This window comes from Herbaspirillum sp. GCM10030257 (assembly GCF_042666555.1).
In the GTDB taxonomy this organism is placed as follows: domain Bacteria; phylum Pseudomonadota; class Gammaproteobacteria; order Burkholderiales; family Burkholderiaceae_D; genus Noviherbaspirillum.
In genome coordinates, this window is record NZ_JBHTDH010000001.1 from 455865 (window position 1) to 478655 (window position 22791).

A 22791-nucleotide genomic window follows, 5' to 3' on the forward strand; every position below is an offset into this window, starting at 1 on the left:
GAGTTGCTGCAATCTCGATTGTTAACGCGACCGTCCGGCGTTCTGAGGAGTCCCGGAATTCCGTTTCTGACCGCTTCCGTCTGCTTCGGACGGAGAGGGAGTTAATGCGGCGAACTCTAAACTCTCCATTTGTCCAACGGTATGCCGGGCTTCCGAAATTAACCACTCCCGGAATATTGCAGCTTCGGGACGCGCATCCGGTAGGGCGTCAACCAACCAATAGGCGTAGTCGCTTTCCCCGATCTTATTTATTGGCACGACGACCAAGCGTCCATCCATCAACATGGGGAGAACCAGTGGGACGCGTCCTAAAGCAACGCCACGACCATCTACAGCCAATTGAACTAGCTGATTGTATTGATTGCAATGAAGGTATGCTTTGGGTTTGGCATCTGCCATGCCGGCGACGGCCAGCCACTCGGACCAGCGCAGCCAAGGGCGTGCACGCGGTTCATCGTATTCCAGTAAAACTTCATTCAATAAAGCATGCGGGCTCTTAAATGCTTGTACTGCGACAGCTTTGCTTGCAATCGGAACGATTCGTTCACCAAATAACCTGATCGCTCCTGAAGGAACGTTGGCTTCACGTGCATACCGGATCGCAAGATCAATGCCTTCTTGTTTCAAGTCCAGAACGTGGGTAGTCGCTGTGACTCTGACATCAATGTTCGGATTGGCATCCTGAAAGACAGCAAGTTTGGGCAATAGCCACAAGGCCGTGACGCCAAATGAGGCGGTAATTGTAATAGAACGGGTATGGCCATTGTTTCGGACAGATTGCGTAAATTCAGCCAGTCGATCCATCCATGGGGATGCCAGCGCCATCAAGCGCTCACCCTCTTCAGTCAAAGCAATCGCTCTGTGCTTCCGGACAAGAACCGGTGTGCCCAGATACTCCTCCAGTGCCAGAATTTGCCGACTAACGGCAGACTGCGTCAGGCAAAGGTCATTTGCCCCCTGCGTAATGCTCATACGCCTTGCAACTGCAACAAAGCCGCGCAATGCATCCAGCGGGGGGAGATTCAATAACGGATTATTCATGCGCGACTCTCATGTCATCAAAGCAAATTTATTATCTGTTCTGGTTAGATTACTTGCAATGACCAGTCGGGCTGATAACGGCAGCGGCTAAACCTGTTTAAATGTTTGCCATGCAGTGAGCGAATGCCAGCCATGCATAAATACCGGTTGAGTTGAAATTCTCGAATCTGTTTAATACGGAAGAGACGGGAAGAATTTCGCCGTATTGACCACACAGCACACCAGGAGATATGGATGATTATCGTCTTTACTGCATTCACTTTGCCAAAGCCAATTACTCGCGAGGAAGCGCGCAGCATCTTCCTGAGCACCGCGCCAACGTATCGTGGCGTACAAGGTTTATTCCGGAAGCACTACGTGCTCTCCCAGGACGGCGTAACAGCGGGCGGCGTCTACCTGTGGAACTCGAGGGCAGAGGCAGAAGCAATGTACACAGAATCATGGCACACATTCGTTCGTGAGAAGTACGGCACCGATCCAACAGTAAGCTACTTCGATAGTCCTGTGGTGGTCGACAACGTGGCTCAGCAGGTCTTTGCCGATCCTGCTGAATGAGGCTGTCACTGCCGCCGTGCTTGAGGCTGCTTGCTTGTGCATTTCCCGCTTTCGAGGTAAACCTCGGGCGGGATAGCGTAGCTACATGTACCCATTGCCTGGGTCACACGGTTGTACTTCTCTTCGGCTTCCGTGTACTGTCTCGCAAGCTCCTGCAGCTTGCGCTCGTTAGAAACTGCAGTTGAATAGATCACGAAAGACTGGGGACCTCCACAGGGCTTTGATCCAACTGGAATAACATGGCACTGCTCAATGCGTTGCGCGGAGGCGTCTCCCACTTCCCGCGCCATCAAAAGTCGTATTTCCTGCATCTCCGACTGAAGCCCACCGGCAATCGATTGTCGACCTTCGGTCCCGGTGTACCCGCATGCTTGTAATCCTCCGCAGACAAGCAACATTGTAATGATTGTCTTTTCCATAGAGCACGGCATAGTTTTCTCTACCTTTTCAAGCCTTGTCTGGATAAGTCTATAGCAATAGCAGCTATTGACTGGCCAGGTACAGCAAGCTTTAAACCACGCTGCCATTGCCAAGCAGTGAGATTTGCAGGTTGACAATTTTGCGGTCCGTAGGCGCGTCCAGATTATTTTATACGTAGTGGCATCTGTCCTACGCACAATGCGGCGGTATGGGCATTAAATTGCCCGGCTCAATGTTTATGGACCAAGCTTCGTGAGCGTTCCATTGAGCGATGGCCCAGGCTCAAGCAGTTCAAACAATTCAAGCAAGCGCACGTTGAGAAGGATATTTTTGTTGTGCCAAGTGGCCTATTCAGGATCTGTTTGCGCAGGTGGTATCTCCATCCGTAGATCCCTTCGCAGGGGAGCGATCTGCCAGTACATCTGGCGCGGGTCGCGTCACCGGGCACGGACTCCTTCATGTGTGCGGCGGTGCCGGCTTCAGGGCACCGGCATCGAGACAGGTTCGCCACTGTTCTTCAACAGGACGACCAGAAACTTGGCGGGTTTAGTGAGGCTAGCATTGCGCGAAACCGTGTGTATATCGTCCGGGCCTTCGTAGAAGGTCTGGCCCGGAGTCAGCGTGATGGTTTTGCCGCCGCGCACACCCATCACAATCGACCCTTCCAGCACATAAACGAATGCGTGCGCATTGTGACGATGCACGGAACTTGCTCCGCCGGGCGGATAGTCGACCGTGATAACCAGTCCCTCTTTACCTGGATAGTCGATGAGCGCTTTGGTCATCAGCGGTGTTACCTGCGCCTCAGAAGATGCCTGCTGCGCACTGGCAGCGCCGGTTGTCAATAACAACAGCATGGCGATGATGTTAAAAATAGGCATGGCTTGTTCCTTGTTGTCGGACTGTAAAAGGCAGTTGAAGTGGGAGGTATCGGCGCAGCAGCTTTGCCCGGCTGCGCCGATACCGGGTCAGGACAGGCCCGACTTGTCTACGCCGAATGCCTTGTCGTACGTGCCGGGCGCGACACGGAAACCCACATTGACGCGATTCCAGGCATTGATCGACATCACCAGGAAGGTCAGGTCCGATAATTCCTTCTCGGACAACTGCGAGCGAACGCGATCATAGACGTCATCCGGCACGCCCTGGGCGGGAATCTGGGTGAGGGCTTCTGTCCACGCCAGGGCAGCGCGCTCGCGCGCACTGAACAGCGTCGACTCGCGCCAGGTGGCGACATGATGCAGCCTGAGCGGGCGCTCACCATGTATCGTCGCTTCCTTGACGTGCATGTCCAGGCAGAAGGCGCAGCCGTTGATCTGCGATGCCCGGATATCCACGAGATCGCGGATCGACGTCTCGATGGACGACTGCTTGAGGGCAAGGCTGAACTCAACAAACTTCCTGAACAGCTCAGGAGATTGCTTTTGGTAATCGATGCGTTGGGTCATAATGGTTCCTCAATGTAAAAAACGTAGAAAACGCTCTGGAGCGACCTATGAGCCACAGGCTCATCCTCGCGATGGTGCACGGCTGAGCCAGTTGTGGAAACGTGTCGGACCGATGCGTGCGTTCTCACCCGTGACCAGAGATCGATCATCCAGCTCGCTGCCGAAGTAGCGCGCATGCACATCGGCGATTACCTGCCGCTTGTCGCCGCGTGCGGCGAGAAACTTGCGCGCAAGTTCGTCGAGCGGGAAGCGATCAGGCCCGCCCACTTCAACCATGCCATTGACTGGTGTCGCCACCGCAAGTTCGGCCAGCACAGCCGAGACGTCATCCGCTGCGATCGGCTGGATCAGGGCAGGCGAAAGACGAATCGTGCCGCCGTCGTCACCCGAGTTGATAATGCCTTCCATGAACTCGAAGAACTGGGTCGCGCGCAGGATGGTGTAGGGAATCTTTGATGCCTTGACGAGCTTTTCCTGGGCGACTTTGGCTCGGAAGTAACCATTATCCGGGAGCCGGTCGGTGCCAACGATAGAGAGCGCGACATGGTGCTCCACGCCAGCGTCAGCCTCGGCGGCAAGCAGGTTGCGACCAGAGGTTTCGAAAAATTCCAGTACCGGCCGGTCTTCAAAGGAAGGCGAATTTGCCACGTCGACGACGACCTGGGCACCTGCAAGCGCTTCGGACAGTCCCTGCCCGGTGATGGTGTTCACGCCCGTACTCGGCGATGCCGCTACGGTCTCATGACCATTCAGACGTAGCCGGTTTACAATGTTCGACCCGATCAGCCCGCTGCCGCCAATAACAACTATTTTCATGTCCTGCTCCTTGATTCAGTGTTTATCATCTTCATTGCTGCGATTGATGGATTCAGTATGCTGGTCCGTTGCGCGCAACGCTTTGCCGATGCCTTGGATTTTCATTGAATTTGGCTTGGGTATTTGTCCAGAAACCCGCGTGGTTACACGGAACAGGGAGCCGTGAATGCGATTCGTATTTGAGGACTGCGTGCTCGACCTGGACCGGCGGGAACTGTTCCGGGCATCCCGGGTTGTCGCCACCGCGCCCCAGGTCTTCGACCTGCTGGCCTATCTGGCGAAGCATCGCGAGCGCGTCGTCAGCAAGGACGAACTCATCGATGCTGTATGGTCGGGTCGAATTGTTTCGGAATCGACTTTGGCCAGCCACATTAACGCGGTGCGCAAGGCGGTGGGCGACAGCGGCGAGCAACAGCGTGTGATTCGCACCGTTGCGCGCAAGGGGTTCCGGTTCACCGCCGATGTCAGCGAGGTCAAGTCACCGGACAACATCGACCTTTCTGGCGCCGAGTCCGCCACATCAGTGCCAGCCCCTGCAGCCGCGCCGGCCTTGCCGGCCAAACCCTCGATCGCGGTCTTGCCGTTTGTGAACTTGAGCGGGGACCCTGAGCAAGACTACCTAGCCGACGGCGTGGTAGAGGACATCATCGCGGCGTTGTCGCAGTATCGCTGGCTGTTCGTCGTCGCGCGCAATTCGAGCTTTACCTATAAAGCCCGCGCAGTGGACATCAAACAAATTGGGCGAGAACTGGGGGTGCGCTATGTGCTGGAAGGCAGTTGGCGCAAAGCAAAAAATCGTGTGCGCATCACGGGCCAGCTGATCGATGCGACAACCGGCGCGCATCATTGGGCAAGCCGCTTCGAAGGCGTGCTGGATGACATCTTCGAATTGCAGGACCAGATTACCGAGAGCGTGGTCGGCGCGATCGCGCCCCAGCTCGAGCGAGCGGAGATCGAACGTGCTAGGGACAAACCAACCGATAGCCTCGACGCCTACGACTATTATCTGCGCGGCATGGCCAAGTCGCATCATGGCACCAAGGAGTGCGTCGACGAGGCGCTGCCGCTATTCCATAAGGCAATCGAGTTCGATCCGGATTTTGCGTCCGCCTACGCGACGGCGGCATGGTGTCATTGCTGGCGCAAGGTCAACGGCTGGATGGCTGACCCTCCAAGGGAGATCGCGGAGGGTATCCGACTGGCGCACCGGGCTGTGGAGTTGGGCAAGAGTGATGCCGTCGCGCTCACCCGAGGCGGCCATGCGCTTGGCCATCTTGCCGGCGACCTCCAGGGCGGCATTGCCTTGCTGGACAAGGCACTCGTGCTCAACCCAAACCTTGCAACAGCGTGGTTCCTCGGCGGATTCCTCCGACTCTGGCATGGTGAAACCGAGGCCGCCATCGAGCATCTCGCGCATGCTATGCGATTGAGTCCCCTCGACCCTGAACTGTATCGGATACAAGCCGGCATGGCGGTCGCGCATCTATTTCTGGGGCGCTTTGATATGGCGTCGTCATGGGCGGAGAAAGCGTTCCGGGATTTGCCGAGTTTTCTGCTGGCCGTCGCCATTCTTGCGGCCAGCCATGCGCTCGCCGCAAGAATGGACGAAGCGCAGCGCGCAATGGCTCAGTTGCGCCAGCTCGACCCGACGTTGCGTCTGTCCAATGTCACAGACTGGTTGCCGATCCACCGGTCTGAGAATCTCGCGACATTGGTGGACGGTCTGCGCAGAGCGGGGCTGCCGGAATAAACGCGTTCTGCAATGGTTTGCCCGCGAATCTAAGATTCGACATTCATCCCTCTGCTGCACAGGATTTGAAATGACGTTTTTCATGTCAGAATAGACAAATGAAAACGCTTCTGATCCTCGCGCTGGATGGTGTCATGGACTCCAGCCTCGCCATCACGCTTGACACGCTCAAGGCAGGACAGGGCTTCCTTGCCCGTTCCCGTCAGCCAGCGGCCATACGCATTGCGACCGTCGGTTATGGAAAGTCAGTCAGTACAGGTGCAGGACTGAAGCTGACACCTGATATGATCTTCAATGAAGTCGCCGCCCTAGACACCGTGCCAGACTGGATTATCGTGCCCGGCCTTGGCCTGGCGTCAGACGCCGAGATCGAGGCGCGTTTTGCACGGCGCGATGTCAGGGCGGCCATGGATCTGCTGCAAGAAGCGGCAGGGCGTAAGGTAAAGATCGCTGCCTCCTGCTCGGCGGTCTTTCTGCTTGGGCAAGCCGGCGTATTAAACGGCCATCAGGTTACGATGACATGGTGGCTGGCGTCGCTATTTCGCTCCCGCTTTCCCACTGTGAAGCTGGACGAAAGCAAGATGCTTGTGCGTGACCGTGATTGCCTCACGGCAGGATCGGCCTTTGCCCAGCTTGACCTCGCGCTGGCCATCGTAGCCGACACCATGGGCAGTTCGGTCGCGCAGTTATGTTCACGGTATCTGTTAATTGACCAGCGGCCTTCGCAGGTGCGCTACATGATTCCTACCCATCGGCAGCACACTGACCCGACTGTCGTCGCCGCGGAGCGATGGGTCGACAAGCATCTGTCCGAACCGATCAGTGTCGCCCGCCTGTCATCCACCCTGGCCGTGTCGCCTAAAACACTGGGACGTCGCATCGAAGCAGCTACCGGTGTATCACCAGTGAAATTCATTCAGCGCAGACGCCTGATGCGCGCTGCGCACCTCATCGAGACGACTTCGCTATCGATCGATGCGATCGCCGAGCAAGTCGGTTACCAGGACGGTACCGCGCTGCGCAAATTGGTCAAGCGTGAGTTTGGCACGACCCCCGGCGCGCTTCGCTGACCTGTCAGACAGTAAATCGACTGTCGCTTCATTGTGCTTGCTCATGACATCGCATTGCGTATCGCGCTATCGTGGTGCGGGTTCCCGGTTGTTAGGCTCACACTGCCGAATCGACTGCCATGTCGCCACATCAATTCGATGACTTGCTGCAAAACAAGAACGTGCGTATCGCGCTTGCGGTGGTGTGCGCCTTCCTGTGCGGCCAGGGCATTCATTTGCTGATGTATGCGCGTAACGGTGTCGACGCGATGCGTGGCGGCGGTGAGCTGCTGTTGTGGGGTAGCCTTGCACTGGCCAATATGGCGCGTCTGCATAGCGACGGCATTCCCGGCATACGGCTGGCCATCTATGTCGGTGCAGGCCTTATTATCGCCAGCTGGCTGATCTAGCTATCCGCAAGTCGCGCACGACGACAACGCCTATCTCCATGCATCGGACTTTACCTGCCATCCTGTTCGGCGCTTTTGACCGGCACAACTTCGGCGATATGCTATTCCCGCATGTGATTGCGGCGCTGTTGGGGGATAAGCATCTGCGCTTCGCCGGGCTCGCGGAACGTGACTTGAGCGTGAATGGCGGTCATCACGTGATGCGCCTGCAGCAGCATGTCGAGTCGTTGCGCGAATCCCCGTACAAGATTGTTCATGTCGGGGGCGAGGTGCTGAGCTGTAGCGCATGGGAAGCGGCAGTCATGCTATTGCCCGCAGCCGAGGCAATGGAGGTTGCGATACGCCTGGACGGAGATCATGACGCGCAACTGTCGTGGGCAAGAGCCTGCCTGGGCACCGATGCACTTGTCCCTTACGCGGTATCGCGGGCGCAATATCCTGACGCAGCGGAAGTAATCTATCATGCGGTAGGCGGTGCCGATCTCGTTGCACGGCACCCCGCACAGCGCGATGAGGTCATGGCCAAGCTCAGCCTTGCAGATGTCGTCAGCGTGCGCGACGCCACAACGCAGGCACACTTGCACAATGCAGGTATCGTCGCACGGTTACTCCCCGATCCTGCTGTCATGGTCGCCGAACTCCTCGGTACGCAAATCCTGGCGTACGCGAGAGACGGCGAGGCCGCAAAACTGCAAGCTCTCTTTCCGGCAGGGTATGTCGCGGTACAGTTCAGTAGCGAATTCGACGACGATGCGAGCCTCGACACAATGGCGACGCAGCTAAAACGTCTCGGTGCGAAAACCGGCTACGGCGTAGTCTTCTTTCGTGCCGGCGCCGCGCCCTGGCATGATGACTTGCAGGCGTATCGCCGTATCATGGCGCAAATGACGGTACCTCAGACATATATCGTCACGACACTCCAGCTATGGGACATCTGTGCAGTGATTGCTTCGAGCAAACTGTATATAGGCAGCAGCCTGCATGGTCGTATTCTTGCAATGGCTTATGCCTTGCCTCGGCTGAACATCCGACATGCCACGCATTCCCCGTACGGTAAGCAATGGAGTTATGCGCATACATGGGAAATGGCCGGCATGCCGGGCGTGGTGACGCTCGATGGCATCCACACAGCGGCGTTGCAAGCGCTCGCGGTGGAGCCATATCGCATGCGGCAAACAGCGGCCGACCTCGCCAGCGCATATCGGCGTGGCTTCGCACTGGATTTCGCGTCTCGCCGCTGACAGGCAAACAAAAAATTGCTATGGAGCCGGAGGCACTATGTGCGTTGCGCATATAAGGCCTTCGCCGCGGCTTCCCAGTTGGCTCCGTCGAACTTCCGCACTGGCAGCGCTGCAAGGTCTACGTCATCAATGCAGCATACGTTGACCACCCATTTGCTCGGATCCAGTCTCGGCCGGCTGAATGGTCGTATGCCGCAGTGCTTGCAGAAGTAATGCTTCGCCGTGCGGGTATGGAATTGATATAGAACCAGGTCCTCTTCGCCACTCAGTATGCGAAGATATTGATCCGCCGTGCCGTGCCACAGCGCTCCGCCGCGACGGCACACCGAACAGTTGCAATCCATGACATAGTCGAGTTTTGCTTGCAGCTCGAAGGTCACGCGTCCGCAGTGGCAGGCGCCTCGATAGGTGTGGTACATGTTGTTCTCCCTACAGAAAAGTCGGCATCAAGATCAGCGGCATATGACAGGAACGTGAAGTCCATGCATCATCGGCGTTGCCGCAGATATTCGGTAAAGCGGCTTCAGTCTGCCTGTTCATGCGCTGGCGCACCATGGCTGAGCTGGACTACTTTCATGTCAAATCGGACAGACCCATATCAGGCGGGCCAGTGGTGATAGAGCGGCATGCCTGTGCAGCCTATGTACCCACGCAACCATTCGGAAGGGCATGGACCGTCAAGGAAATACGTGGCTACCGTTGGCAAGCTAGTCCGAAATCTTCCCTCGCATCGACTTGATGTGCCCGCGCATAATTTTGGTGTCCAGCCGCTTGCGTTGCGAACTTCGCGTAGGTTTTGTGGGAATTCGTGCGCGAGGAGAAACGGCAACGCTCGCAATCAGTTGCTGCAAGCGTTGCAGCGCCTCTTCCTTGTTCTTTTCCTGGCTGCGATGTGATTGGGCCTTGATGATCACTACGCCTTCCCTGGTGATCCGCTGATCATTCAATGTGAGCAGTTTATCCTTCAGGTGCTCCGGTAGCGACGAAGCGCGGATGTCAAAGCGCAGGTGGACCGCGCTCGATACCTTGTTGACGTTTTGGCCGCCCGCACCCTGGGCACGGATCGCATTGAACTCGACCTCTTGCTCGGATACGACAGGAATATGCATGGGTGCGTTTCTATCAATGTGACGGTAGGGCGTTCAACGCGCGCCCGTCATCTGCTTGTCCAGTGCGGTCAAGATCCGATAGGCCGCGGTGACCCGTGCAGCGGCGGGATAGTTCTTGTTCGCCAGCATCACAATGCCTAATTTTTTGGCGGGAATAAAAGCGACGTACGCTGCAAAGCCGTTCGTGGAACCGGTTTTATTGATCATCACATTTGTAGCCAGCGGCATCGACCCATTCAGGCTTGTCACCGGCGTCGACTCGTACACCATGGCATCGGAATTACCCGACAGAACCTGTTTCAAATCGATCGGATAAGGATATTGCTCCCAGATCAGGTCCTGCGTCATGTCCCCCGCCTTGAAATAACCAGCATGCGTATCGGTCAGGGCCCTTTGCAGTTTCGGATCGAGCGCGAGCATTTGCATGTTGGCTTCAATGAAGCGAATCATATCAGCTGCACTGGATTTCACTCCGTACGCTTCTGATGCGAGTACGCCAGGATTCAACCTGACTGGCGCGTCCTTCCTGGTGTAGCCCTGTGCGTAATGCTGTGTTCGGTCAGCAGGCACGCGAATATAGCTATGTGTCATGCCAAGTCCGGGGAATAACTTCTTTTCAATTGCGTCCTCAAACGGCAGACGCATACTGGCAGCGGCGACCACACCCAGCAGTCCGATGCTGATGTTGGAGTAGCTCCTGTGTGTGCCGGCACCAAATGCAGGACGCCATTGCCGCAGATAGTTCATCAATTGATCGTTGCTACGGATGTCGTCAGGTACCTGCAGTGGAAGTCCGCCAGCCGTATGCGTGGCCAGGTTGAGCAAGCTGATGTGTTCAAAACTGCTACCGCTCAGCGCGGGGAGATGTTTGCTAATTTTGTCATCGAGGGAGAGTTTGCCATCCTGCTGAGCATAGGTAGCCAGCGTTGCGGTGAAAGTCTTGCTGATGGAGCCGAGTTCGAACAGCGTATTGCTTGTAATGGGATGTCGCGTTTCACGCGACATCACGCCGGCATGATAGAAATAACGCTCCCCATCCTTGGTGACGGCGATTGCCATTCCTGGCACATCGTATTGCTCAATGACGGGCCGGACCGCATTGTCGATAATTGACCTGAGCTGCGAACGATCAGTGTCCGCCGTGGCGTGACTGCTGCCGAAGAGAAAACAGCAGAGAATCCAAAATAGTGGAAGCGCGCGCATACCTGAAGATACCTTCGACCAGAACCGGTCGTTTGCCAATGGCACGCCAGTATATCGTGGCACCGCAAACCGTTCCTGACGCTGGTGCAAGAACCAACAAGGCCGCGCTGACAACATGGGCCATCAGACGTGGCCGGGAATGAGTCCTTACAAACCTGGCCGCAACCGCGAGATCAATAAGGCCGATGCGCATTCAGTCCGATGGGATCTAGGAAGACAAGGTCTTGCTCAGGTGACGCAGATGCTGACGCAAGAAGCATTGCAGCAACTGCAACGGTACCATTTTGACCTTTTTGGCGAGGGAAGATCGGAACGGGCGACGACGGCTACGCTTCATCCCACTGGCCCACTTGAAAGACGGCAAGAACTGCACGGAAGTGGCAGCCGCCTTGCGCTCCACCGCCAACCCGTCGCGCGCTGGGAGAAATGGTTCGAAAACGAAGGTCTCAAGCGTCTACGAGGCAAGCCGCACCACTGGTGCAATCAGAGACTACCTCACGTAAGAGCGAGTCGTTGTTACGATCCTCCGACCGCCATCGAGATATTCAGACAAAAAATGACGCTGCTTCCGCCAGAATCGACTATGGTGAAATTGGCGCACAATCGCAATAACGCCGTGAAAGACAGGGAGGTGTTTGCTTAACTTGGTTGGAGGATATTATGCGTGTCTCAGAAGTAATGACGCCCAACGTCCAGTTGGCCGCCCCTGATCAGAGCATTATGGACGCAGCTAAAATGATGGCCGATGCCGATTGCGGTGCATTGCCGGTGGGCGAGAACGATCGCTTAGTCGGTATGGTGACGGACCGCGACATCGTCGTGCGCGCCCTGGCGCAGGGCAAGACGGATTCGACCATTCGCGATGTGATGACGGAATCGATCGAATACTGCTTTGAAGACGACGACATTGACGATGTGGCAAATCGGATGGGCGACTTGCAGGTACGCCGCCTACCCGTGCTGAATAACGATAAGCGTTTGGTTGGCATCTTGAGCCTTGGTGATATCGCGATAGCCGGCGCGGATCAGCCCGCGACCGACGCACTGGCCGGTATTTCAGAACCGCAGCCAGGCGCCCCCATGCATTAGGCGCTCATCGTCTTTCATCTGCACCTGCGCCCCGCCGATGATCCGTCACATTCACTGTTACGGATGCAGTAAGCGAGGCGCTTGCGCCGCTTAGTTGCACTGGTACCACGCCAGGCGGCGTGAACGTCACACCAGAGCAAGCCCCAGGTAATTCTTCTTGTGCCACATCATAGTCGGCGCCATCTTGCCCATGCCGCTGTGCGGTTCGTCTTGTAAAGGTAATTGGCTGTAACTAGACTGCCAAAACGACTTGTCGATAACCGCGCGTCCGATGGGCGGGCCGATTTCTCGTCACCCCTCCCAGCTTATTCCGGCCCTAGCGGACCTTCTGTCCTACGCGCATTCCTGGCACCTGCACCGGGACTTTTGGCAGCACAACGATTCCCTTGGAGACAATGATGAAACGGATTTCTGTACTGGCGTTGGCCATGTCACTGGCCGCGTGCGGTGGTAGCGATGGTGACGGCGGAATTATCGCAGGTGGCACTGGAGGCAGTTCCACCCTTTTGCAAACAACGGATACCAGCGGAGCTGGGTTAGGTGGAACAGTAACAACACCGGCAACTCCAGCAACGTCAGCCACCGGGGCCTCGCCCGCAGTAGGCACGCCGGCAGGGGCATCACCTGCTGCGACACCTTCCGCAATGACAACGCTGGTACCCGCGGCAACCACCACTGCGACCGCAGCGGCAACCGCTTTTTTCACCGCAGCCTACCAGGATGGCCTTGCAGAGATCCGATTGGCTCAGCTCGCGCAGACACGTGCGCAAAGCTCCGGGGTGAAAGAATATGCGAGCAGAATGATTGAACAACACACGATCGTTAATTCCCAGATCCAGCAGCTTGCGCAACAGAAGAACGTGACATTGCCGACCGATATCTCTACCGAGCAGTCCGCTGAGATAACAAGGCTATCGGCCCTGACTGGCGAACAGTTCGATCGTGATTACATGTGGCAAAACGTTGTCACGCATAGCGCCGATGTGGCTGAAGCGATGCGCCAGGCACGCACCGGTGACGATCTTGATGCACGCTATCTCGCTGCGATCAGTGCTCCCCTCCTCAAGACGCATCTGGCGTTCGGGGAAGATCTTCTGCAACGGCTCGATCCGGCTGCATTCGTGGCGTTCACCTATCAGAGCAGCCTCGCTGAAGTCGAATGGGCGCAAGTCGCCCTGGAGCGCGCTACCGATGAGGACGTCCGGCGCTTCGCGCAAAGCATGGTCGACGAACATACCGCGGCGAACGCCCGCATCGCCACGTTCAGTGGCGACAAGGAATTGCCTTTGCCCACAGCAATCAATCCCGAGCAGCAAGCCATTGCCGAGGATCTTGCCCGATTCTCTGGCGCCGATTTCGATCGCGCCTATATGGATGTCAATGTCATTGCGCATGCGAAAGCAGTACGGTTTGCACGTACGCAGATGACCGGGGACGGACGCGACGTCGATGTCCGCGGCTTGGCGCGGTCCCTGGAACCTGACCTTGCGGGGCACCTGTTCAGGGCTTCGGAACTGGCAAGGAACATCACGCCGAGTTTCTTATATAGCGCAGCGCAATTTAATCTGGCTGAAATCCGGCTGGCCTACCTTGGTGCCTTAGCGTCCACGGACGCCAGCATCAGGGCATATGGCCAGCGCATGGTAAGCGAGCACACACCGGTCCAGCTGCAGATCGAGCAGCTCGCCCAGGCCAATGGCGTGATTCTCCCAATCGAACTTTCGCCAGAGCAGCAACTGGCATACAGCGCGCTGGTGGTTGCCCAGGGCCAGACATTCGATGCTGGCTTCGCCGCGTATAACGAGCGGTTGCACGACAAGGCGATCGAGCGGTTTACCGAGGAAATACAGCGGCCGACCAATCCGCAGGCGCAAGGGTTCGCCCAATCGCTGCTTCCCACACTAACAGCCCACCGCGATGACGCCCGGGTGTTGTTACGCGGACTCGGAGGCCAAGTGTTGACGTTGCTACAGCAGGTACAAGCGCTGCGTGACGCGCTTTAACAAGACAACGCCGCCCCTTTCTCTACAGGGGCGGCGTTGCAATACAATTTGCCACTGCGCCACTGCAGTTAGTCGGTCCTGAAACGGTATTGTCACATCAAGATCTGAATTAAGAACCGAAGCTGGTGGAGTTGAGCGATGAAGATAGCCAAACAGCTTTATCGTCGCCATTGTTTTTTTGCGATTTCCTCATCGGTTGCCCAATGCGCCGGCTGCGACCGCTTGCTTGCGCCGTCTTGCCGCAGGGATATTCAGGGTCCAGATCGATGCAAACATCACCGGGATAGTGCAGCTTCTGTCTACGGCACCGCTGTAGGTAATCGTGAAGCCATAACGATACGGCATCTACCCAAAGCACCACGCGCTCCTTGACATTCATCATGTTCGAGCGGGTGTAATCAACAGAGGAATCGCCGCCAGAGAACTACGCCTTGTCAGTTCGATCATATCGATATGACACGCGCACCGAAAATCGCCCTTGGCATCGTCGCAGGCATCATTGCCCTGCTGGCACTGGTCGCCGTACTGCTTTCCCATGCCGACCTGAACCGTGCCAAGCCCTGGATCAATGAGCGCGTAAGCGAGGCGACCGAGCGTTCGTTTGCAATCAATGGCGACCTATCGCTAAGCTGGACCAAGCCGCTGAACCAGCAACAGGGCTGGCGAAGATATGTACCCTGGCCGCATTTTCAGGCCAAGGACGTCGTGCTGGGAAATCCCGACTGGGCAACGACTGGTCCGGAGATGGCTCGCATCGGCCAAGTCGATTTCGGCATCAATTTACTGGCCCTGCTGCGCAAGACCATCGTCGTGCATTCACTCACGATTTCGCAGGGCAAATTAAATCTTGAACAGGAAAAAGACAGCGACCAGAACAACTGGACGTTTCCAAAGAAAGATGAGGAAGAATCGGAATGGCAGTTCAAGGTACAGGACTTGGCGATTCGCGATGGCAATGTCCGTTATGTCGATCCTGGCAAGAAGGCCGATGTCGCAGTGCAGGTCGATACCGATCAGGATCAGAGTGTTACCTTCAATGCAGGCGGAAAATTCAATAACGAAAAGGTCAGCGGGAAGGGCAAGGTGGGAAGCCTGTTATCCCTGCAAGAGAAGAACGTCAAATTTCCGGTGCAGGCCTTGCTCAAGGTCGGTGAGACCACGATCACCGCCGATGGCACGCTGACCGAACCGGCACACCTGAGCGCGCTCGAACTGGATCTGAAAATTCTCGGCGCCAGCATGGCGGACCTGTTTCCCCTGAGCGGCGTGCTGTTGCCGACCACCCCGAAGTTCTCGACTGAAGGTCGCGTCGTGGGCAACCTGGCGCCCGGCGCGATGCGGCTGAAGTACGAGAAATTCAAGGGCAAGGTCGGTTCCAGCGATATTGCCGGCACCCTCGAATATCATCAGCAAAAGCCACGTCCGACGCTGACTGGTGAGGTCGTGTCGAATTATCTTGATCTTGGCGACCTCGGCGAACTGATCGGCGCCGGCGACAAGGATGGTCCGAAAAAGAATGCATCCGATGTCAAGCAGCCGCCGGATAAGGTGTTGCCGGTATCGCCTTTCAAGACCGAGCGATGGAGAAAAATCGACGTGCAGGTGAAGTTCACCGGGCGCAAGATCGTCCGGGCGGAAAGCGTGCCTATCGATAACTTGTTTACCAAAATCGACATGAAGGATGGCGTGCTGTCCCTGGCGCCACTCAACTTCGGCGTGGCTGGTGGCAGACTGACGACCGAACTCAATATCGACGGCCGCAAAGATCCGGCCAACGCACGGATGAACGTCACCGCACGCGGGCTCAAGATCAAGCAGATGTTTCCTAAAGTCGAATCCATGCAGGCCAGTCTCGGTGAACTGAACGGCGACGCGAAGCTGTCGGCAAAAGGTAATTCGATCGCCACGTTGATGGCGTCCGCTGACGGCGAAGTCAAGTCGCTGGTGACGCAGGGCAGCGTGAGTAAGTTCATTCTTGAAGCGATGGGGCTCAATGTCGGTAGCGCGGTGATTGCAAAGGTGTTCGGCGACCGGCAGGTCCAGCTGAATTGCCTGGCTGCGGATTTCGGCGTGAAAGATGGCTTGATGGAAACCCGCGCCTTTGTTGTCGATACCCAGGACGCGACTATCGTGGTGGATGGCCATATCAACTTCGATACCGAAGAGATGAAGCTCAAGATCCGGCCCGAGAGCAAAGGCATCCGCATTATTTCTCTGCGTTCGCCGCTGCATGTCGAGGGCACATTTAAAAATCCCGATGTCGGCATCGATAAAGGCGTGGTGGCATTGAAGGCAGGCGCAGCGGTTGCGCTGGGAACGATTGCCGCACCGGTAGCGGCCCTGCTGGCGTTAATCAATCCTGGCCCGGGGGAAGAAGCGCCATGCAAGGAACTACTGGCCGAAGCAGGCAAGAAGCCGGTTGCACCACCGCCAAACAAGGCGCCGACCACGGCGGACGCCAAGCGCACAGGGGAAACGCAAAGCTCTTCCGGCCGCTGAGCGAGCGGCTCAAGGATCGCGTCCATACCTTAGCAACGTTGAACGGGTAAAATGCTGGTTGATGTCAGGAATCAACACTGACATGCGTGTAGATATATGAAAGCCGCATCCGGCTCCGCTCCGTGTTAAGAAAATTGTAATGGCCCGCCTCAAGCTCGAATTTCCGGAAGACCAGTTCTACTACTCCACCCACCTGACGGTTCGCGTCACCGATATCAACGGTGCCAATCATCTTGGCAACGATTCGATGATTTCCATGATCTCGGAAGCACGTGCGCGTTTCCTGTATGACTTCGGGATTGAAGAAACACAGGAAGACGGTGTCGGCATCATCGTGACCGATCTGGCTACGACTTACCGCAGCGAGGCGCATGCACGCGACCAGTTATTGTTCGAGGTGGGCATCATGGACCTCAACAGATATGGCGGAGACATCATGTTTCGCATTACGCGGCCGCGCGATAACGCGCTGGTAGCGATGGCCAAATCGGGCTTCGTGTTTTTCAATTACAAGCAGACCAAAGTGGTGCCGATGCCGGAAGCTTTTTACCGGAAGTTTGAACGGGTCAACTGGGTGGACCGGGATTGAGGCGCAAATGAATCGCGTCGTCGCACCAATCCTCTGAAGTCGGGCACCGGCCCGACCCGCTGTACCCGCTGAACCAATTGCAGCCGCTTCAAGTCCGACCAGAGTGAGCGTGAAAGGCCTGCAGCGCCATTCCGGTCGCCGAAGAATTTACAGAGTCAGCGATGAAAAAAACACAGCATACGGTACGGCGCGCCGAAGATGACGCCGCGAACATTGGTGGATCCGCTGTAGCGCACTGGCGCGGACTGCCTCTGCTGCTGGCCGCGCTTGCCATGCTCGGCCCGTTTTCCGTCGACACTTATTTGCCGGCCTTTCCAAACATACAGGCCAGCCTGAATGCCAGCGCGATCGAAGTCCAGCAGACGCTTACCGCCTACATGTTTTCGTTTGCGGTGATGATCCTGTGGCACGGTGCGTTATCCGATGCATTTGGCAGGCGCAACATCATTCTCGGCTCGCTTGCCGTATTCTGCGTCGCGTCACTGGGCTGTGCCGCCGTACACAGCGTCGAATATCTATGGGCGTTCCGCATTCTGCAAGGCGTGTCCGCCGGTGCCGGTGTGGTGATCGGGCGCGCCATCATCCGCGATCTCTATTCCGGTGCGCCGGCCGCAAAACTGCTGTCGCTGGTCACCATGATTTTTTCGGTTGCCCCTGCGATAGCGCCCATCCTCGGTGGATGGATCGTCAAGATCCGCGACTGGCGAGCGATTTTTCTGTTTCTTTTCCTTTATACCGCGATCCTGATCTGGTGCTGTTACAAGCGCTTGCCGGAAACCCTGCCGCCGGACAAGCGCCAGCCGTTTAGCCCGCACGCACTGGCCGGAAGCTACAAACGGGTATTTGGTTCGCCGTTATTCCACTTGAAGGCCGGTACCGTCGCCTTCAATTTCGCGGGTCTGTTCTTGTATGTCGCGGCCGCGCCGGTATTCATCACCCAGCACCTGGGGCTCGGTCCGGACCAGTTCGGCTGGCAGTTTGTCCCTACCGTGGGCGGCATCTTCCTGGGGGCACTCACAGTCAATCGTCTCGCAGGCATTATCACGGTGCCACGACAAGTAATCCTCGGGTTCTGCTTCCTGATCGGCGCGGGCGTGGTGAATGTGCTTTACCATGCATTCTTGCCGCCGGCCTTGCCATGGTCGGTTGCACCGCTGTTTTTCTATACCTTCGGCATGTCGATTGTTGCGCCCGGTGTGACGCTACTGGTGCTTGATCTGTTTCCCGAGATACGCGGTCTCGTCGCATCGTGTCAGTCATTTACACAAACCATGCTGGCTGCGATTGTCTCCGGTGTGGTCGCACCTTTTCTCTCGCATTCGGTGCTGTGGCTGGCAGCCGGCCAGTTGGCCTGTGCCGTGATCGCCCTGATTTTCTGGCTCGGTGGTCGGTCCTATCACCAGGCTCAGCAGGAAGCCCTACGCAAGGCAGGGGTCAATGCCTGGGAAACTGTGCCGGTTGAGTAGGCGGTAAGCGGCCATGCAATTACGTGAGCTGGTCAGCCGCTTCCCGCGCCCGGGAACGGTCACCGGCATCCTGGTGCGTCCCGCCCGTCGGGCCGACACCAGATCGGTGGAGGAAGTGCTGGCCGTAGCAGGGCAGGGGCTTGATGGCGATCATGTCAGCTTGCGTAGCGGGCGCGGGAGTGGAAAGCGACAGGTCACCCTGATCCAGGCAGAACACTTGCCGGTGGTTGCCGCATTGTGCGGTCTTGAGCACGTCGATCCGGGCTTGTTACGGCGCAACCTCATTGTGTCTGGCATTAACCTGATTGCCACGCGCAGCCTGTTTAATGACCAGCCTTTTCTGTTGCGCATTGGTACGGATGTCATCCTGTCGGTCACCGGTCCATGCGAGCCATGTTCACGTATGGAAGAAGTACTTGGGCCGGGCGGCTACAACGCCATGCGCGGACATGGCGGGATGACTGCACGCATCATGTCGGGTGGCATCGTGCGGGTAGGCGATGCGGTGCGTTGCGAGCCTGCTGCTTCCTGACTGCAATGAATAGATGAAATCGATGACGGGGCGAATGCGGAAACTGTCATCGCGGTCGTGACTCTATGGTTAGAGCGGATCTGGTATTGCCATACTGTCGTGCCTTGTTCTTGCCTTGTACGCCAGGCCAGGATCAGCTCTGAATCTACCAACGCTATCCGTCAATGGAACCCACAATGAAAGTACAAGTCTTCCATGAAAGCGCCAACGGCGCACGTACAGACCTTGGCATGTTCGAACTACCGCACATGCCACCGATCGCCGAACCCTTTCCTGTCAACAGCCAGACCTTCTATCTCGCCAAGGCCTATTTCGGGCCGGACGAGGATGGCATGTACCAGTTGATTCTGGAAGGCGAACCTGGTCACATGCAGTAGGGACGGTCAAGAACATCCAGGTCCGCTGATTCTTGCTCAGTTATCATGGTGCGGACCTGCCTTTGCCGGACTTACACAAGTGAGCAAGAACTAAATACTCATGGCGGAGCGCGAAGCCCGCAATGCGTGTGTCCGCTTGAATGTTCTGTTGGACGGCCTCATCGAAACGAAAACATGTTGACGAGTAGCCCATTTGGGTCGGCAACCATAAGCATCTCATCCCAAAGCTTTCAGGACACAGCCCATGTGTGATACAAAAACCGCGCTGATGCGCTTTTCAAATTCTTTCGTCTAACACCACCAACGGGACGCTTTAGCTGTTTTTAGCTGTTGTGCCGATGGCGCCGATGACACACTCGGCGCCGGCGCAGTAGGAGTGTGGGACTCTACCGCAGAGTTGGACTCGTCCCCGCCGCAGCTATCTGACGCTACGGTTCAGACACATGCCACGCCGCGTCAGCTGGAGCTGCCTCTCAGGCATTTCCCTCTTCATGGTCTCTTTGGACAATGTCAACGCCAATGCCATTGGGATCGACAATGACAAAATGGCGGTCACCCCAAGGTTCGTCGCGCAATTCAGCCTCAATAGGCACTCCCAACGATTTGATTCGTTGGTATTCCGCTTCCACGTCAGGTACGTCTACAACAACCCACACACCTTTGCCTTGAAACGCGGGGCGGAAGATCGGGGCCTGCGTTTCAAGATTGGGCTTCATGAAGCCCAGTTCCGTGCTGCCAAGTTGCAGCAAGACGAACCAGCCACCTTCCCCTTCGTAGAGTACTTCACAGCCGAACAGACGCACATAGAAATCTCGCGACTCCATCACTTTCTCGGTGACCACGCCAGACCAAATTTTCATAGGAACCTCCACACATGAATTGACTAGGAGTCTCCATGTTGACGAATAAGTGATGCCTGGTCTTGTAAAAATACGACACGAGCCCGCGCGAGTTCCCCTGGTGTCAGGCCTGCAAGGCGCCTGAAATCATGGGTCATGTGGCTTTGATCGGAATACCCTGCGTCTGCCGCGATGCCGGCCAACACTGCCAATGGCTGCTTCATAAGTGTGGTCGCATGCCAGAAGCGCTCGATTGCAGCGAAACACTTTGCTGAAATCCCCACGGTTTCAAGGAATATGCGCTCGAACTGGCGCGCACTTTTTCCGTAAACTTCAGCAACCTCTTGAATACGGCCGGTACCGCGAGCCGCTTGAATAATTGCGATCGCATCGTCAATCCCGACACGCTCCGGTGGATGACTTGCCAAGTGACGCTCGAGAAGTTCGTTCATCCGAATAAATACATCCGCATTTCCGATCCGTTCCGGCATGTCATCGAGAGAGAACTGGAGAACATCCTCCGAAAGAATTCGGTCGTTGGTTAACTCGCGCGCCGGTATCTTGATGAAGTGACGACTCTGTCCAGGTTTAAAGCGAACGCCAAGATAATGGTCGTGCAGTCCAAGGGGCAAATCGGTTCGTTTCGTCGTAGTGCCGTATAGCCAACTAAACGCGGATTCACCACTAACCTGAATGACAAGATCGACTGCGCCATCTGGAAATGCCATGTAAGTCGAATCCAGATTGTTGAGACTTAACCAGTAGTGACTGACGAAGTCTCGAAGCGGCTCCGAAGGCGGAACAACCGCTGCATTCTGAGCACTGGTGGTTGGGTTCATGTCGAATACCTAGCGAAGGTGTTGAACGGCACCAGAGGTGTTTTGATCAAGTAGTAAGTTAACCATTGACCGTCATATTCATACAAGCGATTGAGGCCGATACCGCGCCTGGAAAATAGCAAATAAGGAACGGCAGGCTATTCTGTCCCTGCAATCCGTCTCGACTAACGCAGATGGCTTTGCCTGCTTCAATGTAAGGATAGCGTAGCAACGTCCACCAGTAGACCCCACTTGACCATAAAAATATGAGGCCAAAGACGCTGACTACCTCGGAAGCGGGATGGTCTGTACGGTGCATTAACAATGCAAGCAATGCAAATGCCGTTGCCCATGGCAACAGTGCCAAGCCGATTAGTGGATGACAAAAGCGTATCAAATGATGCGGTAGAAATTCGCGCATACGAGATGGCTGACGATCCAGATAACTGGCGGTAATTCCGTCGGAATGGACTACTGAGTTATACATGCTCCGTTGTCTTCCTATGTCTAAACACATACCGCAGGACAGAATGGCGGTGTTCGAAAAAACGCTTAACGAATAGTCCAACTAACGCTGCGGCAAAGCGTGGAGAGAATTCCAGCATATCAGTCACTAATGCGCCTGCCCCGGTCGGGATGATAACCCTTTCGTGTCGCCACAGTCTCATGCTGACCATCGGTGATTGTTCGACAAAACGGCCTTGCTCGACTTCGAGTATTGTCAAGTCCGACCGGTCAATTGGAAGTACACCAAAAAGAAGAATCCAACTACGGAAGAGCGGCTTACCCGGTACAACTTGAACGTCAAGAATGCTGGTCTTGCCCTTCGGGAAAGTCATCTTCAGAATGGGATGCATTTCAGCCCTGAGGCCACTGACCGATGTGGCCCATGACCACACCTCATCCGCAGAAGCGGCAACCTCCGACTCGAATGTGAGTTTCAATGTCTTCAATTTAATCGCGTTCTTCAAATGACTAACTAGGTTTATACGGGAGGGACTGCCTATTAAGCTGGGAAGCTGTCTGATAAATAATCTCGCTTGATCCTCATGACTGAGCATGGGGAGCCTGCAGAAATGGGCCCAGGGACACTCCATGGAGATTCAGTTGATGTCTACCGGCTGCGCACATTTCTCTGTGTGAATCTGCGTCGATTTGTCATGCCGGATGCCCAGTATTCGACTGAACTGAACTTCTACGATCCTGTAAAATTCACAAGCCGTGTCCTCAAGTCCTACCCGATTAAGGCTCAACATCTTCCCTCTGGTGTACCTGATAAAACCAGCTTGCTGAAACGCATTTGCCACCATGCTGACACTTGGCCGATGCACGCCAAGCATCTTCGCATTAACTCTTGGGTGAGGTAGAAATGATCATCACCGACGTGATCATGCGTCATCAGTATCCATCTGGAAAACAGGAGATTACGGTTTCTGAGTGTGGAAGGAATTGACGCGGGCATGGGCGTTCCCCCAATTTGGTGTTTGAGACACCGAGGAAAAAAGCCCAATCCAGCGGCGCAGACGCTGGACGCCGG

General features: G+C 56.1%; 25 protein-coding genes. 13 read left to right on the forward strand and 12 right to left on the reverse strand.

From position 1 onward, the window contains the following. Positions 1 to 21: 21 nt before the first annotated feature. Positions 22 to 1041 carry a LysR substrate-binding domain-containing protein gene (locus tag ACFQUU_RS02060; protein ID WP_382241879.1) on the reverse strand — a complete coding sequence of 340 codons (1020 nt, stop codon included), beginning with the start codon at positions 1039 to 1041 and terminating at the stop codon, positions 22 to 24. A gap of 234 nt (positions 1042 to 1275) precedes the next feature. Here ACFQUU_RS02060 and ACFQUU_RS02065 point away from each other — a divergent pair, with 234 nt between their 5' ends. Beyond that, positions 1276 to 1596 (forward strand): hypothetical protein, encoded by a 321-nt coding sequence (locus ACFQUU_RS02065; protein ID WP_382241882.1) that lies wholly within the window; start codon positions 1276 to 1278, stop codon positions 1594 to 1596. Positions 1597 to 2495: 899 nt separating this feature from the next. Here ACFQUU_RS02065 and ACFQUU_RS02070 read toward each other — a convergent pair. From ACFQUU_RS02070 to ACFQUU_RS02080, 3 genes are all read right to left on the reverse strand, one after another. Further along, positions 2496 to 2897 carry a cupin domain-containing protein gene (locus tag ACFQUU_RS02070; RefSeq protein ID WP_382241885.1) on the reverse strand — a complete coding sequence of 134 codons (402 nt, stop codon included), beginning with the start codon at positions 2895 to 2897 and terminating at the stop codon, positions 2496 to 2498. Positions 2898 to 2984: 87 nt separating this feature from the next. Next, complete coding sequence (locus tag ACFQUU_RS02075; protein WP_382241888.1) at positions 2985 to 3464, reverse strand: carboxymuconolactone decarboxylase family protein; 480 nt, start codon at positions 3462 to 3464, stop codon at positions 2985 to 2987. Positions 3465 to 3524: 60 nt separating this feature from the next. Then, positions 3525 to 4280, reverse strand: a complete 756-nt coding sequence (locus tag ACFQUU_RS02080) for an SDR family oxidoreductase (protein WP_382241891.1) — start codon at positions 4278 to 4280, stop codon at positions 3525 to 3527. Positions 4281 to 4446: 166 nt separating this feature from the next. Between ACFQUU_RS02080 and ACFQUU_RS02085 the strand changes: the two genes are divergently transcribed. From ACFQUU_RS02085 to ACFQUU_RS02100, 4 genes are all read left to right on the forward strand, one after another. After that, entirely contained in the window at positions 4447 to 6030 is a 1584-nt protein-coding gene (locus ACFQUU_RS02085; protein ID WP_382241894.1) for a winged helix-turn-helix domain-containing tetratricopeptide repeat protein, read from the forward strand. A 98-nt stretch (positions 6031 to 6128) separates the two neighbouring features. Next, positions 6129 to 7100, forward strand: a complete 972-nt coding sequence (locus ACFQUU_RS02090) for a GlxA family transcriptional regulator (RefSeq protein ID WP_382241897.1) — start codon at positions 6129 to 6131, stop codon at positions 7098 to 7100. A gap of 119 nt (positions 7101 to 7219) precedes the next feature. Next, positions 7220 to 7489, forward strand: a complete 270-nt coding sequence (locus ACFQUU_RS02095) for a hypothetical protein (RefSeq protein ID WP_382241900.1) — start codon at positions 7220 to 7222, stop codon at positions 7487 to 7489. 38 nt (positions 7490 to 7527) lie between these two features. Then, complete coding sequence (locus ACFQUU_RS02100) at positions 7528 to 8730, forward strand: polysaccharide pyruvyl transferase family protein (protein ID WP_382241903.1); 1203 nt, start codon at positions 7528 to 7530, stop codon at positions 8728 to 8730. 35 nt (positions 8731 to 8765) lie between these two features. On the opposite strand, the gene ACFQUU_RS02105 is transcribed toward ACFQUU_RS02100, so the two are convergent. The 3 genes from ACFQUU_RS02105 to ampC form a co-directional block, all read right to left on the reverse strand. Next, a complete protein-coding gene (locus tag ACFQUU_RS02105; RefSeq protein WP_382241905.1) occupies positions 8766 to 9149 on the reverse strand; it encodes a GFA family protein in 384 nt (127 codons plus the stop codon). Between the two features lie 288 nt (positions 9150 to 9437). Beyond that, complete coding sequence (arfB, locus tag ACFQUU_RS02110) at positions 9438 to 9839, reverse strand: alternative ribosome rescue aminoacyl-tRNA hydrolase ArfB (RefSeq protein WP_382241908.1); 402 nt, start codon at positions 9837 to 9839, stop codon at positions 9438 to 9440. A gap of 33 nt (positions 9840 to 9872) precedes the next feature. After that, positions 9873 to 11042, reverse strand: coding sequence for a class C beta-lactamase (ampC, locus tag ACFQUU_RS02115; RefSeq protein WP_382242190.1), 1170 nt, complete (start codon positions 11040 to 11042; stop codon positions 9873 to 9875). 139 nt (positions 11043 to 11181) lie between these two features. Between ampC and ACFQUU_RS02120 the strand changes: the two genes are divergently transcribed. The 3 genes from ACFQUU_RS02120 to ACFQUU_RS02130 all read left to right on the forward strand — a co-directional run bounded on the left by ACFQUU_RS02120 (position 11182) and on the right by ACFQUU_RS02130 (position 14134). Continuing rightward, a complete protein-coding gene (locus ACFQUU_RS02120; RefSeq protein WP_382241911.1) occupies positions 11182 to 11685 on the forward strand; it encodes a hypothetical protein in 504 nt (167 codons plus the stop codon). Positions 11686 to 11699: 14 nt separating this feature from the next. Further along, the gene (locus ACFQUU_RS02125; RefSeq protein WP_382242193.1) at positions 11700 to 12131 is read left to right on the forward strand and encodes a CBS domain-containing protein; all 432 of its coding nucleotides are present in this window, start codon (positions 11700 to 11702) and stop codon (positions 12129 to 12131) included. 395 nt (positions 12132 to 12526) lie between these two features. Then, the gene (locus tag ACFQUU_RS02130) at positions 12527 to 14134 is read left to right on the forward strand and encodes a DUF4142 domain-containing protein (protein ID WP_382241914.1); all 1608 of its coding nucleotides are present in this window, start codon (positions 12527 to 12529) and stop codon (positions 14132 to 14134) included. Positions 14135 to 14243: 109 nt separating this feature from the next. Here the strand turns inward: ACFQUU_RS02130 and ACFQUU_RS02135 are convergent, their stop codons facing one another. Beyond that, on the reverse strand, positions 14244 to 14516 hold the full coding sequence (locus ACFQUU_RS02135; RefSeq protein ID WP_382241917.1) for a hypothetical protein: 273 nt from the start codon (positions 14514 to 14516) through the stop codon (positions 14244 to 14246). A 71-nt stretch (positions 14517 to 14587) separates the two neighbouring features. Between ACFQUU_RS02135 and ACFQUU_RS02140 the strand changes: the two genes are divergently transcribed. The 5 genes from ACFQUU_RS02140 (at position 14588) to ACFQUU_RS02160 (ending at position 19597) form a co-directional block, all read left to right on the forward strand. Continuing rightward, positions 14588 to 16633 carry an AsmA family protein gene (locus tag ACFQUU_RS02140; RefSeq protein WP_382241920.1) on the forward strand — a complete coding sequence of 682 codons (2046 nt, stop codon included), beginning with the start codon at positions 14588 to 14590 and terminating at the stop codon, positions 16631 to 16633. Between the two features lie 139 nt (positions 16634 to 16772). Beyond that, positions 16773 to 17222, forward strand: a complete 450-nt coding sequence (locus tag ACFQUU_RS02145) for a thioesterase family protein (protein ID WP_382241923.1) — start codon at positions 16773 to 16775, stop codon at positions 17220 to 17222. Positions 17223 to 17383: 161 nt separating this feature from the next. Further along, entirely contained in the window at positions 17384 to 18688 is a 1305-nt protein-coding gene (locus ACFQUU_RS02150; RefSeq protein WP_382241925.1) for a multidrug effflux MFS transporter, read from the forward strand. 13 nt (positions 18689 to 18701) lie between these two features. Continuing rightward, complete coding sequence (locus tag ACFQUU_RS02155; RefSeq protein WP_382241928.1) at positions 18702 to 19220, forward strand: MOSC domain-containing protein; 519 nt, start codon at positions 18702 to 18704, stop codon at positions 19218 to 19220. A gap of 176 nt (positions 19221 to 19396) precedes the next feature. Next, entirely contained in the window at positions 19397 to 19597 is a 201-nt protein-coding gene (locus ACFQUU_RS02160; RefSeq protein WP_382241931.1) for a hypothetical protein, read from the forward strand. A gap of 473 nt (positions 19598 to 20070) precedes the next feature. Here ACFQUU_RS02160 and ACFQUU_RS02165 read toward each other — a convergent pair whose 3' ends face one another. Genes ACFQUU_RS02165 through ACFQUU_RS02180 form a run of 4 tightly spaced genes read right to left on the reverse strand, consistent with a single transcriptional unit; the run spans position 20071 to position 22207 of the window. After that, a complete protein-coding gene (locus ACFQUU_RS02165) occupies positions 20071 to 20457 on the reverse strand; it encodes a VOC family protein (protein WP_382241933.1) in 387 nt (128 codons plus the stop codon). Positions 20458 to 20480: 23 nt separating this feature from the next. Continuing rightward, positions 20481 to 21275 carry a DUF6597 domain-containing transcriptional factor gene (locus ACFQUU_RS02170; RefSeq protein ID WP_382241936.1) on the reverse strand — a complete coding sequence of 265 codons (795 nt, stop codon included), beginning with the start codon at positions 21273 to 21275 and terminating at the stop codon, positions 20481 to 20483. A gap of 58 nt (positions 21276 to 21333) precedes the next feature. Further along, a complete protein-coding gene (locus ACFQUU_RS02175; protein WP_382241939.1) occupies positions 21334 to 21741 on the reverse strand; it encodes a hypothetical protein in 408 nt (135 codons plus the stop codon). Continuing rightward, a complete protein-coding gene (locus tag ACFQUU_RS02180) occupies positions 21734 to 22207 on the reverse strand; it encodes a hypothetical protein (protein WP_382241942.1) in 474 nt (157 codons plus the stop codon). Before ACFQUU_RS02180 ends, ACFQUU_RS02175 begins: the two co-directional genes overlap by 8 nt. Positions 22208 to 22791: the final 584 nt, after the last annotated feature.